Annotated in this window: 16 protein-coding genes; 12 read left to right on the top strand and 4 right to left on the bottom strand. The window is 66.7% G+C overall.

What is annotated here, in order from left to right:
- Positions 1 to 1,278: 1,278 nt before the first annotated feature.
- Positions 1,279 to 2,100: a DUF4231 domain-containing protein gene (locus ACFVGY_RS15120; RefSeq protein ID WP_385676447.1), complete on the bottom strand. Its 822-nt coding sequence runs from the start codon at positions 2,098 to 2,100 to the stop codon at positions 1,279 to 1,281.
- Between the two features lie 605 nt (positions 2,101 to 2,705).
- Here ACFVGY_RS15120 and aspS point away from each other — a divergent pair.
- From aspS to ACFVGY_RS15100, 4 genes are all read left to right on the top strand, one after another.
- Entirely contained in the window at positions 2,706 to 4,022 is a 1,317-nt protein-coding gene (gene aspS, locus ACFVGY_RS15115) for an aspartate--tRNA(Asn) ligase (RefSeq protein ID WP_385676444.1), read from the top strand.
- 422 nt (positions 4,023 to 4,444) lie between these two features.
- Entirely contained in the window at positions 4,445 to 6,019 is a 1,575-nt protein-coding gene (locus tag ACFVGY_RS15110; protein ID WP_385676441.1) for an N-6 DNA methylase, read from the top strand.
- On the top strand, positions 6,012 to 7,196 hold the full coding sequence (locus tag ACFVGY_RS15105; RefSeq protein ID WP_385676438.1) for a restriction endonuclease subunit S: 1,185 nt from the start codon (positions 6,012 to 6,014) through the stop codon (positions 7,194 to 7,196). The genes ACFVGY_RS15110 and ACFVGY_RS15105 overlap by 8 nt, the downstream gene beginning before the upstream one ends.
- A 3-nt stretch (positions 7,197 to 7,199) precedes the next feature.
- Positions 7,200 to 10,274 carry a type I restriction endonuclease subunit R gene (locus ACFVGY_RS15100; protein ID WP_385676435.1) on the top strand — a complete coding sequence of 1,025 codons (3,075 nt, stop codon included), beginning with the start codon at positions 7,200 to 7,202 and terminating at the stop codon, positions 10,272 to 10,274.
- A gap of 162 nt (positions 10,275 to 10,436) precedes the next feature.
- Here the strand turns inward: ACFVGY_RS15100 and ACFVGY_RS15095 are convergent, their stop codons facing one another.
- A complete protein-coding gene (locus ACFVGY_RS15095) occupies positions 10,437 to 10,946 on the bottom strand; it encodes an NUDIX domain-containing protein (protein ID WP_385676432.1) in 510 nt (169 codons plus the stop codon).
- 270 nt (positions 10,947 to 11,216) lie between these two features.
- On the opposite strand from ACFVGY_RS15095, the gene ACFVGY_RS15090 reads away from it, so the two are divergent.
- Positions 11,217 to 11,780: an HD domain-containing protein gene (locus ACFVGY_RS15090; RefSeq protein ID WP_385676429.1), complete on the top strand. Its 564-nt coding sequence runs from the start codon at positions 11,217 to 11,219 to the stop codon at positions 11,778 to 11,780.
- Here ACFVGY_RS15090 and ACFVGY_RS15085 read toward each other — a convergent pair.
- Entirely contained in the window at positions 11,768 to 12,235 is a 468-nt protein-coding gene (locus ACFVGY_RS15085) for an NUDIX hydrolase (RefSeq protein WP_385676426.1), read from the bottom strand. The genes ACFVGY_RS15090 and ACFVGY_RS15085 overlap by 13 nt on opposite strands.
- The gene (locus tag ACFVGY_RS15080; RefSeq protein WP_385676423.1) at positions 12,222 to 12,995 is read right to left on the bottom strand and encodes an XRE family transcriptional regulator; all 774 of its coding nucleotides are present in this window, start codon (positions 12,993 to 12,995) and stop codon (positions 12,222 to 12,224) included. The genes ACFVGY_RS15085 and ACFVGY_RS15080 overlap by 14 nt, the downstream gene beginning before the upstream one ends.
- A gap of 95 nt (positions 12,996 to 13,090) precedes the next feature.
- Here ACFVGY_RS15080 and ACFVGY_RS15075 point away from each other — a divergent pair, with 95 nt between their 5' ends.
- The 7 genes from ACFVGY_RS15075 (at position 13,091) to ACFVGY_RS15045 (ending at position 17,278) form a co-directional block, all read left to right on the top strand.
- Entirely contained in the window at positions 13,091 to 13,783 is a 693-nt protein-coding gene (locus tag ACFVGY_RS15075) for an HAD family hydrolase (protein WP_385676421.1), read from the top strand.
- Positions 13,784 to 13,893: 110 nt separating this feature from the next.
- The gene (locus ACFVGY_RS15070) at positions 13,894 to 14,796 is read left to right on the top strand and encodes a radical SAM protein (protein WP_385676418.1); all 903 of its coding nucleotides are present in this window, start codon (positions 13,894 to 13,896) and stop codon (positions 14,794 to 14,796) included.
- A complete protein-coding gene (locus ACFVGY_RS15065; RefSeq protein ID WP_385676415.1) occupies positions 14,789 to 15,430 on the top strand; it encodes a hypothetical protein in 642 nt (213 codons plus the stop codon). Before ACFVGY_RS15070 ends, ACFVGY_RS15065 begins: the two co-directional genes overlap by 8 nt.
- Entirely contained in the window at positions 15,348 to 16,019 is a 672-nt protein-coding gene (locus tag ACFVGY_RS15060; protein ID WP_385676412.1) for a class I SAM-dependent methyltransferase, read from the top strand. Before ACFVGY_RS15065 ends, ACFVGY_RS15060 begins: the two co-directional genes overlap by 83 nt.
- Positions 16,019 to 16,606, top strand: coding sequence for a class IV adenylate cyclase (locus ACFVGY_RS15055; RefSeq protein WP_385676410.1), 588 nt, complete (start codon positions 16,019 to 16,021; stop codon positions 16,604 to 16,606). The genes ACFVGY_RS15060 and ACFVGY_RS15055 overlap by 1 nt, the downstream gene beginning before the upstream one ends.
- 35 nt (positions 16,607 to 16,641) lie before the next feature.
- The gene (locus tag ACFVGY_RS15050; protein WP_385676407.1) at positions 16,642 to 16,995 is read left to right on the top strand and encodes a hypothetical protein; all 354 of its coding nucleotides are present in this window, start codon (positions 16,642 to 16,644) and stop codon (positions 16,993 to 16,995) included.
- A 121-nt stretch (positions 16,996 to 17,116) separates the two neighbouring features.
- Positions 17,117 to 17,278 (top strand): hypothetical protein, encoded by a 162-nt coding sequence (locus tag ACFVGY_RS15045; protein ID WP_376117963.1) that lies wholly within the window; start codon positions 17,117 to 17,119, stop codon positions 17,276 to 17,278.
- The last annotated feature ends 144 nt before the right edge of the window (positions 17,279 to 17,422 follow it).

Raw genomic sequence — 17,422 nt, 5'->3', positions numbered from 1 at the left:
ATCGGCACTGCGCGGTGCGGTCACCCCCTTGCTGCTCGTAGTAGCGGTTCACGGCGCGAAGCTGCCCGTTCGCGCAGCTCCAGCCCCACGCCGGGCCCACGAGCGGCCCTCCGTCGTTGCCGGCGGCCGTGCCGGGGCCGTTCCCGTGCCGGCTGCGCGTACGCCAGAAGCATGCAGCGAACTCCAGACGTGATCGCCCACACACCCGGCACACGCCAAGACGGCACTTACACAACATGCGACGAAACAGACACGCGCCTGGCCCCGCTGTGTCCCCGCAGCGCCCGTGGAACGCGAAAGGCGGCCCCGGAGGGCCGCCAGGATCACCGTAGTGACTCGCGCCGCCAGCAAAGTTGCCGGTCAGAACGTTTCTGCACACCTGGTGTGCGGTGGGGCGGGTGGGACTCGAACCCACGGCCGACGGATTATGAGTCCCGAGGAGTCAGTCCAGGACAATCAAGTCTGACCTCTATCCGTCCTTACTCGCCTGGTCAGCGGGGTTCCGCCGTCCAGCTGAGTGAGCCCCGACGGGCTCGGACCCCATCCGTCCGAGCCCGTCTGCTCACGCATCGCTCACGCATGTACCCGATCGTCCATGCTCGCTGACCTGCGCATCTCGCCAGGCCACGAGCACTGAGCGCGAGCACGGCGCTGGGAGGAGCCGAGTCAGCACGTCATCAGCAGGGGCAGCCGTTCCCACTCAGCGCGCCCGGCTTGAGCTGCGTCTGAGAGACGAGACCTGTCTGGACTCATCCGTCGTGCAGGTCACGCCCCTCCGAACCCCCCGCAGAGTTCGGGCGGCTCTGAGCGATGATCGAGGCTGCGTCTCGCCCAGGAGGGAGCTTCCATTCAACGACGTGGAGGCCTGCTAACTCGATGACCTCTTCGGGGACCCCCAAGCGATGGAGTGGCGTAGCTCCGTACTTGTCGAGCCAGGCGCGGCGCCGGGCCTGCTCGTCGGGATTCAACGCCGTCCAGCAGTCGAGGGTGACCCCAGGCATACCTCTGATCTCTGTCAAGTGCTGGGCTGCCACGTGTCGGACGAAATGGATGTTTCCGGGGTCCTGAGCTAGGGCAACCAGGCACCATGCCGTCATGGGGGCCATGGACAACCCGTGAGAACCTCTCAGACGCCAAGCCTTCCACTGCCAACGCGGCGCCAGCAGCCAGCGGCTCACTTGCGGCTTCATTCTCTTCGTCCGGACGTGACCCCTGCACGGGAATGCCGTCTGCCTATGCGCCCGCGACGCGCTGCACGCCCACCGGAAGCCGTCGCGATCACCCCGCGCGCTCCTCGCTCGATGAGCTGGACTGCTCAAGCTGAAGTTCGCGCTTCCTCTGCTCTTCCTTCAGTCGTTCGACGAATCCGGCGTACTTCCGCAGACGCTCACCTTCAGGTAGGGGGACATCCCCCTGGCCTGCGTATTCGTCGAGCATGAACTGAGACGCGTTGTAATGCTTCTCGATCTCGTCCGCCGTCGACTGAAGGTTGTATCCACGCTCGCGGAACTTGAAGTACCCCGTTACGCCCGCGGAGATACCGACCAGCGCACTGAGGGCGGACGTAATGATCCGGAGAACCAGACTGCTCCCCTCGTTCATCGCCGTCAGCGTCGAGGTGATGATCGACCCCGTAATGATGATCAGCTGGAAGAAGTTGTGGATACGTCGGTTGGTGTTGGCAGACTTCCGGTACTGGGCGATGAGGTCGAGTGAAGCCTCCCGGTAGATCCGAAGACCGGATGGCGAGTCGAGAGGCAGGCTGGCTGCTGCCGTCTGCCGGTCCTGCAGGGCGTTACGCAGCTCACCCGTGCGGTCAACGATCTTCCTGCGGTTCTTTAGGAGCAGCCAGCCCATTGCCACCCAGAGGCAAGTGACAGCGACCAGGCCCGCATAGCGAGCGAAGACCGGCTTGGTCTGCCAGAGGCCAACGATGACCGTATAGCCCAGAAGCGCCGCGAGCGTGATCGCGCCGGCCAAGCAGAGCCAGTAGACGCGCTGGAAGGCGCGAGACGCCTTGAGCTCAGCTTCGATCTCATCGAATGCCTTTACTCGCGCCCGGTAATCCTCCTGCAAGCCGCGCTCTTCATCTTCCGACAAGAATGAACGCGACCCCTCAACCCCAGCTGTCACCGCTCCCCCAAGATCTCAGCGACACAAGCTGGCGAGAATAGGGAACGTCCAGAGGGCTGAACAAGGCCCCCCGCTCAGCCAAAAAGCTGCGAAGGTTTACGCCAAGATCCGATTGACTGAAACGCGACCAACTGACCAGGGAAATCGCATCCACGCAATCGATTCGAGCCATGATCAAGCACCCCTGAAGGCATCTAGTCGAACATAGGTCTCGGCACCGCCCTGCTCGGCCTCCGCCAAATGCGGTGCGTTCCGCCATGGCCGAAATCGCGTTGCAGCGGCGCAGCACGGCGCCTACCCTCTCGGCAACGCGTTGATGGAGACGAGTAGCCAAGGATCACGCGAGCAGAGAGAGCCGCCGGTAGCTGGGAAGGCGGACTCGCGCCCGAGGTGAAGACCCTCCTGAGCGCGGGGAGGAACGGCCGCTTGGCCCAATGCCCCGCCGGTTCGCCCCCGTCACAGGGCTGAATGAGGCCGCTGCCCTCGGGTGGCGGCGAAAGTGCGGTGGTACCGCGAGTTCCCTTCTCGCCCGCACTCCCAAGGGATCATGACGACGCCCCTGGAGGGCTGCGATGATCCACGCTACGAGCCGCGTTCTGACCTCTGACCTACGCGGCCACATCGACCAGACGGTCTCTGTCTCCGGCTGGGTGAACGCACTCCGGCTGCAGCGCAAGATGCAGTTCGTGATCCTGCGCGACCACTCCGGCATGGTCCAGGTGACCCACAAGCGCGACGGCGGCCCGCTGGAGGCCGTGCTCGAGTCCCTCATCCCGGAGTCCGCCGTGCGAATCACCGGACGCGTCGTGGACGCGGCCCAGGTCAAGCTCGGCGGCCTGGAGCTCGTCCCCGAGACCGTCGAGGTGCTGAACCTGGCCGAGACGCCGCTGCCGATCGACGAGCACACCGGGCCCGAGCACCGGCTCGACTGGCGGTTCCTCGATGTTCGCAAGCGGGAGACCGCGCAGCTGGTGTTCGCCGTGCAGACGACCCTCGAGCAGGGGCTGCGCGAGTACGCCATGGAGCACGGCTGCACCGAGATGCACACCCCGAAGCTGATGGGGACCGCCTCGGAGTCCGGGGCGGAGGTGTTCAAGCTCGGGTACTTCGACCGCTCGGCGTACCTGGCGCAGTCGCCGCAGTTCTACAAGCAGATGGCGGTGGCCGCCGGCATCGACCGCGTCTTCGAGATCGGACCAGTCTTCCGGGCGGAGCCGTCATTCACTTCCCGGCACGCGACCGAGTTCACCGGTGTGGACGTCGAGCTATCGTGGATCGACGACGTCGAGGACGTGATGGCCTTCGAGGAGCAGATGCTCGCCTACGCCATCGCCAAGGTCGCCGACGTACACGGCGAGCGGATCCGGGAGGTCTTCGGGGTCGAGGTGGCCGTGCCCGAGACGCCGTTCCCACGGATCACGATGGCCGAGGCGCAGGAGGTCCTGCGGGCCGGCGGGTGGGACCCCGAGGGGGTGAAGGAGGACCTGGACCCGGACGGTGAGCGTCGGATCGCCGCCCACATGAAGGAGCAGACAGGGCACGAGTTCTCGTTCATCACGCACTACCCGGCGAGCATCCGGCCCTTCTACCACATGCGTTCGGCGGACCGGCCGGACCTGACGCTCAGCTTCGACCTGCTGTGGAAGGGCCTGGAGATCACCACCGGCGCCCAGCGCGAGCACCGCTCCGACGTCCTGCTGAAGCAGGCGGAGGAGAAGGGCATGAGCACGGAGCCGATGCAGGACTACCTGAACATCTTCCGCTTCGGCTGCCCGCCGCACGGCGGCCTCGGCGCTGGCCTCGGGCGGATCCTGATGGTCATGCTCGGCCTGGACTCCATCCGCGAGGCGGCCTTCCTCTTCCGCGGACCGAACCGACTCACACCCTGAGCAGGCACGTCTATGCCGTGGCCCTCACCGCATTCGTGGCGCTGAGGGCCACGGGCAGGGCCGTCTCGACCTGCATCTTCCCCGTCCTCCTGGTGGCTGCGCGGGGTCAGCCTTCGGGGGCGCGCCAACTGCACGCAGGCGACACCGGGCGCACCGCGATCGCGAAGAATGAAGATCAACGAGCCGGGGAATCTAGCCACTACTGACCGCGTGGCTCAGATGAGTCGTTTGCCATACTTCGCGGCTCTGGGGAGAGATATCGTTGCCGAGTCGCCCGCCCAGACCAGCGCCGGCCCGCGCGTGTTCACACCGCAGCGTCTCGCAGGCGTGTACATGCCGGGCACACCCGAAATAGGGTGACCAGTAGGAACACCACGGCCTTCGGGTCGCCGCCCTTTGACGAGCAAGGACAACCCCGACTGATGGCAGTGACCCAGCAGGAGATCGAGAGCCGACTGTGGGACGCCGCCGACGAGCTGCGCGTGGCGATGCCCGAAGCGCAATACTCCTCGGTCGTCTTCCCGCTGATGTTCTGGAAGTACCTGTCGGACACCTGGGAGCACAACCACCAGGAGTTTCTGGCCGACAACGAGGGCCTGGACGGCCTCTCCGCTGAGGAAGCCCACGAGATCGAGTACCGCGACTATCAGTCGTTCGAGATCCCGTTCATCCACACCGGCACAGTCCAGAAGCGTCGCGCCTCCTGGACATCCATCCTCGCCACCATCACCCAGCCCGGCCTCGGCCAGCGGGTCCGCGCCTCCCTGCAAGCCATCGAGACGGCTAACCCTGCCAAGTTCTCCCGTCTGTTCGGGTCCATGACATGGACCTCCGAAGAGGTGCTGTCGGGGGAAGTGTTGGCGGCGGTCATGCAGGCGATGGACCGCGCCCCGAAGATGCATGAGGGCAACATGTCCCACGATGTACTCGGTGGGGCGTATGAGTACCTGCTGAAGCGGTTCTCCGACGGATCCGGTACCCGTGCCGGCCAATTCTTCACCCCGCGCGAGGTCGTCGAGCTGCTCGTCGAGATCCTGGAGCCCAAGGGGCACGAGTCGGTATACGACCCGACTTGTGGATCCGGCGGCATGCTCATCGCCTCCGCGAATCTCCTGAAGGCCCACGGCGGGCGCGGCTACACGCTCAGGCTGCACGGGCAGGAGGCCGTGCCGGATACGGCGGGTGTGGCACGCATGAATCTTTTCATGCACAACCTCACCGAATTCCAAGTCGAGGTTGGGGACACACTAAAGGACCCGCGCTTCAAGAAGCCGGACGGCTCCGTCGAGCAGTTCGATGTGATCCTCGCTAACCCGCCGTACAGCCTGAAGTGGAAGCCCTGGACCAATGACCCGCGCGCCCTCGGCGGGGTCGCTCCACAATCGTCGGCGGACTGGGCTTTTGTGCAGCACATGATCGCCAGCATGGGCCCGAAGAAGGGACGCGCCGGTGTTGTGTTGCCGCACGGCGTCCTCTTCCGCGGCGGCCAGGAAGCAGCCATCCGCCAGCGCCTCCTAAACGACGACTTGCTCGAGGCTGTCATCGGACTGCCTGCCAACCTTTTCTACAACACCACCATCCCCACGGCGATCCTGGTGTTTCGTGCGCCTGGCAGCAAGGCCCCGGAGCGACAGGACGGCGTGCTGTTCATCGACGCCTCCAAGCGGTTCGCCAAGGCCAAGAACCGCAACATCCTGACCGCCGCCGACATCGCCGACGTCGTGACCACCTACCACGCGAAATTCGATGCAGACGGCAACCCGGTGGACCCCGACGGAGCAGGCGGACTTGCTGCGCGACTCGTTCCCACCAAGGAGATCGTGGCGAACGAGTACGACTTGAACATCGGCCGTTACATCAAGCAGGCCGCTGCCGAGCAGGAAGACCTCGGCACTCTGATCGACGCGTACAACCTCGCCCGAGCCGAGCGTCAGAAGGCCGAGCAGCGCATGCTCGCAGTCCTTGCCGAAGCCGGAATCGAGGGCTTTGATGAGTGAGCAGTGGGTTGAGACAACACTCGGTGAAGTGGCCGACTGGTCAGCTGGAGGCACCCCGAAGGCGACGAACCGTTCGTTCTACGACGGCGGGGACGTCCCATGGGCGATCATCAGCGATATCCAGAACGGCCCACTGCGTGAGACTGCTAAGTGCATCACCCCCGCTGGGCTGGACGCCATCGGCGGCGCGAAGAAGGTCGTCCCCGAAGGCGCAGTGCTTGTCTCGATGTACGGGTCGGTGGGCCGTTCCGCAATCGCTCGGACTCCGATGGCAACGAACCAAGCAATCGCCCGCGGGGTCGTCGGGACCCAGGTGTCACCGGAATACCTGTTCCTCTGGATAAACGCTCATGAGGGACAGCTGGACCAGATGGCCAGAGGCGCCACCCAGCGCAACATCAACAAGCAGATCATTACGGCCTTCCCGATCGTCCTCCCGCCCGCCCCGGTGCAGGAGCGGATCGTCGAGATCATCGGCGCGGTAGACGACCACATTGCGGCACTCGACGCGGAAGTGGGCGCACTGCAGGGTGTGTACCGGGCGGCGACGTCTCTGCTCTGGGGCACCGCTGAGGGCGATGAGGCGGCGCCCCAGCTGCTTGGCAACGTCATGCATCTCGATGTCGTACGGACCCCGATGGAAGCGGGAACGACCTACCGCCTTGCTGGAGTACTCAACGCTGGCAAGGGACTTGTGGACAAGGATGAGTTCGACGGGGCAGATACCGAGTACGCGGCGATGAACATCCTTCGGGAGAATCAGGTGGTCATGCGGAAGCTGACTGCCTGGGAAGGGCCGATCACAGTGGTTCCCGCGGGCTTCGACGGCTTCGTGGCGAGCAACGAGTTCCCGACCTTCACGCTTGCGGATGACATTGCACCTGGATGGATGAAGCATGTCTGCCGGACGCCTCGACTGTGGGCTGAGATGCAGAGCAGGGTCGTCGGAACCGTGCAGCGCCGTAAGCGCCTCAACCCCGACCAGCTCCTGTTGGTGGCGCTTCCCGTTCCGTCCCGACGCGAACAGGAGCAGGCGGCGGAGGCCCTGGATGCGATCGAGGGACAGGTCGCTGTGATCCGTGCCGAGGCCACCAGACTCCGTAAGGCTCGGGCGGGACTGCTGTCGGGGCTGCTGGATCGCACTATCGACATCGAGTCCGCCGAGTTGGAGGTCTGAGCCGTGGCGAAGGGCATTCGAGAGCGTGAGTTCCAGAACCTGATGATTCAGTGGTCCCTCCCGATGGGTTGGGGCTTCACAGCGGGCAGGTCGCTACCGCGTGAGACGACACAGACGGTCGTCGCCGGCCAACTGAGGGACGCCATCGTCCGGTTAAACCCTGGGGTGATCGACGGGTTCGACGTGGACGCGGTGGTCGACGAGATCGTCGCCACGGTCAACGCCGTGGAAGGCGGGCTGGTGCGCGCCAACGAGCAGGTGCTACGCCTGCTGCGTGGGCGTAAGGAGTTCCGGGACGCCGACGGCGTGTGGCACGCCCTGAAGGTCATCGACTTCGCGCACCCCACTGCCAACAAGCTGGTCGTGTCGGACGAGGTGACCATAACCGTCCCCGGCAAGACGTCCCGCCGGTTCGACCTCGTGTACTGGGTCAACGGTCTGCCTCTGGTCGTGGTCGAGGTGAAGTCCCCTACTGCGAAGTCTGGATGGGTCAACGCCGCCCGCGAGATCAACCGCGTATATGCCACCGAATACCCGTGGTTCTTCACCCCTAACGTCTTCGCCGTCGCCTCCGACGGGCTGAAGCTGCGGTTCGGTGCCGTCGGCGCCCCCACGAACCTGTGGCAGCCGTTCCGGTCCACCGCCGACGACGAGAACCTGTCCGGGCAGGCCGACGTGCGACGCTCCGTCGAGCTGCTGATGAACCCGGCCACGATCCTGGACCTCCTCGCCAACTTCGCCCTCTTCGACACCTCCGGGGGTGGGGCAGACAAGAAGTACCTGCCCCGCTACCCGCAGATGGAGGCCGCGCACCTGATCCACGAGCGGGTCCTGGAGGGCGGGTCAAAGGGCCTAATCTGGCACCACCAGGGCTCCGGGAAGACACTGCTGATGGTGTTCGCCGCCTCGCTGCTGCTGGCGGACACCCGCACCGAGTCACCCACGATCATCCTGCTCTCGGACCGGACGCAGCTCGTGCGGCAGACCTCCGGGGTGTTCACTTCTGCGATGGGGGATGCCTACTTCCACCAACCCGCCACCAGCCAGGAATTGCGTTCCCTACTGGCCGATGACGTGCGCGGTGTCATCTCCACGACCGTCCACAAATTCGCCGACGCCGGCAAGAACCTGTCGACCCGGGACAACATCATCGTGCTGGTGGACGAAGCGCACCGCACACAGTCCGCCAAGTCGAAGTCCCTAGCCGGGCAGATGCGCGCAGCGTTGCCGCGGGCGAAGTTCTTCGGCATGACCGGCACCCCGGTCAGGAACCTCGCCACCGACACCTTTGCTCTCTTCGGCGAGGAGACAGATCCAGACAGAGTGCTGCACCGGTACTCGGTATCCCGGTCTCTGTTGGACGAGGCGACCGTCCCGGTCATGCTGGACCCGCACCCGGTCTCCTTCGAGATAGACGACCAGGCCTTGCAAGCCGAGTTCGACCAGTTCGCCGACGAATTCGATCTCGACGACCCCGACCGTGAGGCGCTGTCCCGCAAGTTTGGGCGCCTCACCTCGGTGTTCGCCAACCCCGACCGCATCCACACGGTCTGCCAGGACATCGTCGATCACTACCTGGCTGGCACCTACCGCAATGGCCTCAAGGCCCAGGTCGTCGCCTACAACCGTGAACTGGCCGTGGCGTACACGGACAAGATCAACGGGCTTCTCGCAGGCTTCGAGGCGTCACAGGTGCTCGCCGAGGTCGGGAGGCATGGCCGCATCACGGCTGAGGTGAACATCTCCGTCTCGGACTCCAAGGACGAAGACCCCGCCATGCGGCCGTTCCAGCTCTCGGAGGCCGACGAGGAGGAGCAAAAGCGGCGGTTCCTCAGCCCGGACGACCCGCTGTGCTTCCTGGTGGTAACCGCAAAGCTGATGACCGGGTTCGACGCCCCCAACGAGGGCGTCCTCTACCTGGACAAGCCGCTGAAGGCCCACACCTTGTTCCAGACGATCACCCGCCCGAACCGCACCTGGGTGTCTCCAAGCGGGTTCGTAAAGACCTCCGGCGTGGTCGTGGACTACATCGGCCTGGCCGAGGAGGTCCAGCGTGCTGTCGTCGACCCCACCTCGACGGGGGCCGACAAGGGCGGCGGGTTCGTCACCGACCTGTCCGAGCTGGTCGCCGAATTCCGCACCACCTTCGCCCGCATCGAAGACCTCCTCGTGGACGTGGACGGCCTGGATCTCACGGTCCACGGATACGAGTCCGTGCGAGCCATCAACGCCTTCCTGGACGCCAACCCTGGCACCGCCGTGGTATTCACCAAGGACTACCGACTCCTGGCTCGCCTGTACCCGCTCATCAACACCGACAAGCGGGTCGCCAAATACCGGGACGGATTTGGGCTGTTCGGATCCGTTTACACGACCCTGTTCAAGAAGTCCTCAGACGAGGAGCGGAAGGAGCGGCTCGGCGAGCTGGGGCCAATGGTCCTAGAGATCATCAACGCCCACGTCCACTCCTTCTCCGTGGTCGCCTCCCAGGAGGAACCCCTCGTCCTGGACGCCCAGGGCATCGCCATACTCAAGGAGCTGCTGGCTCTCGTCCGCCCGAAGCCCGGCAAGGGCGGCGAGGATAAGACACCGCCGTCTGCGGCAGAGATCTTGGACCACATCAAGGCCGCCCTCGAGAAAGGCGTTGAACCCGGGTCCGCGAAGTACACCGCCCTGGCTGAGCGAATCAAGCAGCTGCGGGACCGGATCATCCAGAACTCCCAGGACGCCCTGGAGTTCCTGGCCGAAGCCCTTCGTGTCGCCCGCGCCATCGTGGATGCCGAGAAGCATCCCGATGAAGCCGTCGTCGTGCTGGACGACGACCACGTCGGCGTCCTGTCACGGATCATCCTCGACCACGCACCGGCCGGCCTCACCGTCACGGAGAGAAACCTGGCCGAGGAGATCGACCAGGTGGTCAGCCGCACCCTCACCCGGTCATGGGACAACGCCGACGCTCGGAACCGAGGCGCCCGCCGCGCCACCGCCGCGGTCTTCCGCCGGTACATGCTGAAGCCGGTGGGGGAACCGTATGACTCCACCGTCGCCTATATCGAAGCCCACTACCTCGTTGACTGACGAATGTACGGAGGCCCGGCAACAGGTATCGGTTGCCGGGCCTCGCTGTGCTGCTCGGCGCCTGCGTCTGCCCCCTGGCCACGCCTGACGGCAAGCTACTCCCCAGCGTCGTGTGGGCGATCGCCAGCTGCCTCCGTGAACTGATGGTGGGGCTTCCATCGGCTATACAGAGCGTCGGCCGCTGATGGGTGATTTCCCCGGTGCCGGCGGCTCCCCATGCTCCAGATAGGCGGTCAGGTCAGCCGCTCGTGCCTCGATGGCGGCGGCGATTCGGCGCGCCAGGCGAGGGATAGTGAGATCCGCTACCTGATCAGCGTTGTGGAAGTCGTAGCCGCGGAGCTCGTCCGCTTGCAGTGCAATCTGTCGACGGTCATCTGCACTTAGGCGGCCGCCGTCGAAGAGGTAGAGGACCTTGTCTCCCTCGCCGGGGTTTGGTGCCCAGTCCACGACGAGGAGGCGGCCGATGTGAGGGGCGATGCCGAGTTCCTCATGAACCTCACGCACACAAGCCTGTCGGGGCGACTCCCCCTCCTCGACGTAGCCCCCTGGAATGTCTCGGTAGTCCTTATAGGACGGCTCGACGAGGAGGACTCGATCGGCTTCGTCGAAGAAAAGAGCACCGGCTGCCATACGGGGGCGGGCCATCTTCGCTTCGTGCTCGTTCTCGCTCACGAATCGGACTCTAGCCCCGCGACGATGCCCAGTGCGGGCCAGTCTGCCACGGGATGGGCTGACGGCCCCTGGTGCCGCGCATCCACACCAGCTCGCGGACTGGCTGCGGATCGGGGACGCCCGGCAGTTCCTCCGAAGCCTCTCCATGTGCAGGCCCATGCCGCGCACCCGCCCGGCTTCGACGCGCAAGGACGTGAAGTGTCCCACGGCCTTCAGCCGCGAAGGCATCCTCAGGGTGTGCCTGGTACCTCGTTGGGCATGGACGTATCCATGGACGAGTCACTGGCCGAGTGGGCCCAACGCGTCGCGAAGGACGAATTGAGCAGCGTGCTGCCACGGCGCTGGGCGCATTCGCAGGGGGTGACGGCTCGGGCGGTTGAGCTTGGGCCGCTCCTTGGGGAGAGCGCCGATCTACTGGCGTCGGCGGCCGTGCTGCATGACGTTGGCTACGCACCCCGATTGGCAGCCACTGGGTTCCATCCACTCGACGGGGCCCGGTTCCTGCGTGATGAGCATGGTGCGGATGAGCGGCTGGTGCGGTTGGTCGCGAACCATTCCTTCGCGCTGCTGGAAGCCGAGGAGCGTGGGTTGAGGGAGGTACTGAAGAGCGAGTTTCCGTTGCTGGACGAGCCTCTGGTCGTGGACGCGCTCGTGTACTGCGACATGACGACGACGCCCGATGGTGAGCAGACCACCGCCGATAAGCGGGTGGCGGAGATCGTGGGCCGCTATGGGGCTGACAGTCTCGTGGGCCGCTTCATCCGTCGGGCTTCGCCGGAGATCTTCGCGGCCATCGCTCGGGTGGAGGCAGCGCGCGTGGCTCAGCCGAGGTAGGGGTACGTGCCGGCGAGGTAGTCGCCGATCTGCTGACGCATGCTGACGTGGATGTCGTACTGGTCGAGGTCCGCGGGCTGGATGAAGCGGACCCCGTCGGCCTCATCGTTGATCGTGGGCGCGCCGCCGACGGGGCGGCCGATGTAGGTGTTCTCGTACTGCTGGCGGATCTCGCCGTCGGTGTAGGCGACGATGTGGTTCGGGTTCGTGTAGACGCCGAGGAAGCCGGTGATCTCGGCGACGATACCCGTCTCCTCCAGGCATTCGCGTACCGCGCACTGCGCGGCGGTCTCGCCGATGTCCTGGGCTCCGCCGGGCAGGGCCCACTGGCCGGTGTCGCGGCGGCGCTGGAGGAGGATGGCACCGCTGTCGTCGACGACGAGCAGGTTGCTCGCGGGAATGAGGGTGTTCGCCTTCGGCGCGGCGGGGTCGTTGTAGTACTCAGTCCTGCCCATGTGCGGCGGTCCCCTCCTGGTCGGGTGTCCAGGGCCGTGCGGCGGCCCAGACGGCTTCGAAGCTTTGAGCGTAGTTGTCGAACCACCCTGCACCGTCAGCTCTCTTGAGGTGCAGGAGGGGGTTGGCGCTGGCCGGCCGGCCCCATACGTGCGGGTTGACCAGCAGGTGGTCGTCGTAGCGGAACAGGGACGTGTAGAGCGTGGTGTCGTGGAGCCGAACTTCGCAGCCTGCCTCGGGGAGCAGCGGGCGGTAGTAGGTGAGGGAGGCGCGGATCTTGGCGGCGAGTGTGTCGCCGATGCCTTCCTCACGTCCTCGGATGGCGACCGCCTGACCGCCCGGATCTCCGAAGCACAGGCGTACGCGGACGCCATCGGCGGCCCGCTCGGCGAGCATCTGGGCGACTTGTGGGTTGGACTGGGCGAAGAACGTGCCGGAGAAGACCAGCACTCCGATCTGCTCCCGTGCCTCCTGGAGGAGGGTGAGCCACGTGTCCCGCGGGACGCTGGCCCGGTTTTCGTAGGTGCCGATCAGCTCGCTGCCTAACGCGGCGGTGGGCTTGGTTGCCCGTGCCTGCGGGGCGGGCCAGAGGAAGGACTCCTCCACACGCAGGTGCTGGGCAACCCGGAACCGGTGGCGTGGGTGCGGCACGCGTCCGCCGAGCCAGCGGCCGACGGTCTTGGGATCGACCTCACAGACTTCGGCGAGTGACTCAGGGGAGACGCCGCGCTGGGCGAGTACGGAGTGCAGCCTCTCGTTCACAGCCGTCATGCAATCGGAGCCGGAAGTGGTCGGGCAAGGACGTTTTGGGACGTTCCCGCGGCTTGGGGAAGGTCGACGGTCCTTACGCTGACGCCATGCAGCTCATCGTCCTATGGGACATCGACCACACGCTCATCGAGAACGCCGGCGTCAGCAAGGAGATCTATGCCGCCGCGTTCTCGTCTCTCGTGGGCGGACTGCCGACGGAACCGGCGCAGACAGAGGGGAGGACGGATCGACTGATCATGCGCGGGATGTTCCGACATCACGGGGTGGCGGAGCCTGAGTGGTCCGTTGTCGAGGCTGCTCTCGCCGGTGCTGGTGCGGGGCGTGAGGAGGATCTGCGCCGTCGGGGCATGGCGTTGCCGGGGGTACGCGAGGCCCTCACAGCTGCGGCGGAGCGCCGCGACTGGGTCTCGTCAGTTCTGACAGGGAACATCGCGGCCAACGCACGCGTGAAGCTGTCCGCCTTCGATCTCGATCCGCTGCTGGATCTGCCTGTTGGGGCGTACGGGGCCGATGCCGAGCAGCGGCCCGACCTCGTCGCGGTCGCGCGGGAGCGGGCCCAGCGCCTACGGGGCGTAGGTGAAGACATCCCGGTCGTGCTGATCGGGGACACCCCCCGGGACGTCGAGGCCGCCCTCGCCACCGGCTCGGAGATCATCGCCGTCGCCTCCGGCATCCACAGTGCCGACGAGCTGGCTGCTGCCGGTGCGTCCGTCGTGCTACCAGACCTGTCGGACACGGAACGGGTCATCGCGCTCCTGGAGGGCTTGGCAGGGCGCTGAAAACGTCCCGGGACGTCCTCGGGAGCGTCCGTATACGCGGTGATGCGGTCCCAACCCCCTCGGCCACGATCAGGGCTCCAACGAGGCGACTGGCCGAAGGGGGCCCACACGTGATCGGGGAAGTCACCGGGATCCGCAGGATCCGGATGCTGTACCTGCAGCTGCTGTACCGCTGCAACTTCGAGTGCCTGCACTGCTTCCACGGCACGCGGCTCCAGCACGCCGACGTCTTCACCGCCGAGCAGGCCGCGAACCTCCTCACCCTCATGCGCGAGGAGTACGGCACCGAGGCCGTCACCCTGCTCGGCGGGGAGCCGTTCGTCTACAAGGAGCTCGCCCGCGTGGTCCGGCACGCCAAGCAGGAGCTGGGCTTGCAGGTCGAGATCTGCACGAACGGCTACCGGATCGAGCGCCGTCTCACCGAGATCGCCCCGTACGTGGACTTGCTGCGGATCTCGCTGGAGGGCGTCGGCTCGACCAACGACCACATCCGCAAGGCCGGCAGCTACGAGAGCGCGCTGCGCGCTCTCGACCTCGCCCGGGAGCTCGGCGTCCGCACCGGGGCGACCATGACGGTCACCTCCAGCAACATCAACGAGGTACTGCCTCTGGCCCGCACCCTCCAGGATCTCGGCGCGCGCCAGCTCAAGCTGCACTGCCTGCGGCCGGTCGGCCACGCCGCCAACCACCCGGAACTGCTGATCACCGACTCCGCCGCGTACGTCCGGCTGCGCGAGCAGCTCCAGGAGACCCGGCTGGACATCGAGGTGATCGTCGACGAGGACCTGTCCGAAGACGGCGCCCCCGAGATCTGTGCCCCCGTCGGCGGGCCGGTGGAGATCGAACGGATCGAAGCTGATCCGCGCGGCGCACTGACCATGTCCTGCAAGGCCGTCGGCAAGGACTCCCACGCCTTCTGGTACGACAAGCTCGCCGATCACATCGTCCACCGCCCCACCGCCACCGACGAACTCACCCTCGCGGTGCCCGACGTGGTGTACTCCCGTGTCTGACCACCCGCGGTTCGAGAGCATCGAAGGGCTGCGCGGCACCGGCAAGTCGACCATCGCCCCCATGCTGGCCGCAGCCCGGGAAGCCGTACTGGTCCCGACCGTGCCGACCTTCTACCAGCCGCTGCGGAGGGAGGTGGACAGACGGGAGAACGTGGAGGCCCGGATGTGCTTCTACCTCTCCGCCCTGCTCACCGCGGCCGACGACATCCGGCGGTACCTGTCCGCGGGCACCCCGGTCGTCGTGGAGAGCTACTTCGCCCGCTGCCTGGCCAACCACCGGGCGCTCGGCGCCCGGCTTGGCATCACGCTGCCGCCCGATCTGCCACAGCCGGTCACGTACTACCTGGTGTGCGCGGAGGGCGAGCGCCAGGCCCGGCTCGCCGGCCGGGACAAGCCGGACTCCCGCTGGGACGCCCTGGTCGAGAGCGCCTCGGACCGCGTCACTGACGCCTACCTCCCGTTCCGGATGCACCGCGTGGACACCACAGGCCGCGGCCCCGACGAGGTCATCCAGGCGATCCTCGCCACCGACACCCAAGGAGCGCACGCCCGTGCAGACGCAGAGCCTGTGGGAGCACACCCTCACCTTCTTCCCCCAGTTCCTCGCCGCGCTGAGGGAGCACACCGCTCCTGACGCCACGGTCGCCGTCGTCGGAGCCAGTGACGGCAAGTTCATCCTGCCGCTGGCCGCCGCCGGCTACCGCGTCGTCGCCATAGAGCGTGACCCGCTCGCCCTGCACGGTGGCGAGGTCCACCTTCCGGGTGACGAGCGCACCCACGCGCTGGGGCTGATCGACCGGCTCAAGCTGGAGGAGCTGTACGACCGCGTGCAGGTGGTGGAGGAGGACTTCCTCACCGGCGACCCGCTGGACTCGCCCTGCGACGCCGTCTGGACGAGCTGCTCGTGGCACTACAGTGCCAACCACCACCGCCCGCTGGCCGAGTTCGTCGACCGCATGCAGCGCCTCGTGCGGCCCGGGGGCCTGTTCGGCGCGGAGTTCATGATGCCCGTCGAGCAGCGCCACTTCCTGGTCGAGCACTACACGTCCCCCGAGAAGCTCCGCCGGAACTTCATCGGCGACTGGGACATCCTGCTCACACTGCGGACCACCGAATTCACCGAGCGGGCCCACGTCGGGCAGCTCCAGGACCACACCCACCGCATGGGCCTGCTCCTGGCAGCCCGCACGCCCACCATGTACCGCTACGGGAAGAAGGACTGATGAAGCACGAGTACGAGGCGAAGTTCCTGGCCGTCGATGTCGCCGACCTCCAGGACAGGCTGACCAGGCTGGGTGCCGTCCAGGCTTTCCCCCGGACGCTTCTCACCCGCAAGATCTTCGAGAACGACAACCTGGACGGCGGCGCCTGGCTCCGCCTGCGGGACGAAGGCACCCGGTCCACGCTCACGCTCAAGCAGGTCACCGACTCCACCACGATCGACGGCACCACCGAGATCGAGACGGAGATCGCCGACCTGCACGCCATGGCCGACATCCTCCGCAGGCTCGGCCTGAGCGAGGTCCGGTACCAGGAGAACTACCGCGAGGAGTGGCGCCTGGGAGAAGTCGCCTTCGACTTCGACACCTGGCCCGACCTCCCCACCTTCCTCGAGATCGAGGGCCCCGACGAGGCGTCCGTCCGCCAGGCCGCCGCGCTACTCGAACTCGACTACTCCGAGGCTCGGTTCGGCAGCGTGGACGAGATCTACAAGAGCGAGGCGGGCCGCGACATCCTCGCCGAGCCCACGCTCCTCTTCTCGGACGCCGAGAAGGGCGACCCCACCCCCGTGGCCGTTCAGGCCGACTGAACTGTGAAGGCCGCGCAGTGCTTCTGGAACTGGGCATGCCACCCCGAGTGATCCCCGGCATCGCCGACTTCGCGCGCGGTGGGCTGCCCGCTGCGGCAGCGACAGACGACGGCAACCTGTGGGTGGACGGCCGCTGCTGGCTCTACTGCGGCCAGCAGTGGACCCGCGTCCTGTGGATCGGCCCGGTCAGCGTCGCCGGCGCCCAGGCCCCCATGTATGCCTGTGGACCCTGCATCCAGGAGCTCCAGGAGCGGGTCTGGCAGGCGATCCTCCTGGGCGACGAGCCGAGCCGCCCGGCGCAGCCCGATCCACGTCCCGGCATGGAGGCGCCCTCCGAGCCCAGCAGTGGACGGCACCGCGCGCCGGGACAGCGCCCGCGCCGCCCCTGAGCCCCGCCCCCGTGGTGAAAGCCCACGGCCGCGGGGGCGGCCCCTCGCAGTACCCAGCACCTCCGCACGCCAAGGCTTCCCGCCGGACCCGGCGGGAGATCGGTAGAGGAAGGAGCACCAAGTGAAGGACACCAAGCCCTCCGTCGAGGAGGGCCTCCTGGTGGCCGTGGAAGCCCTCGCGAGCGTCCACGACCGGCACGACAGCAACGCCTCCGACCCGGGACAGGGCTCGTCGGGCGACGGCCCCTGGCCCACCGGTGACGGGCTGAACCACGCGGCGTAAGCGCCGCAGGCTCCATGGCGGAGGGGGGGGGGGGGGGGGGGCCCCCCCCCCGGCCGAGACCCCCGGCGGGACGGGACAGGGCGGGGGGGTTTGAAACCGCCGTTGTGGGACAAACAAAAAGAGGCGGGGGGGGGTTGGGGGGCC

Source organism: Streptomyces sp. NPDC127106, assembly GCF_042677605.1.
GTDB lineage: Bacteria > Actinomycetota > Actinomycetes > Streptomycetales > Streptomycetaceae > Streptomyces.
This window is presented reverse-complemented; position numbering and strand designations above follow the sequence as displayed.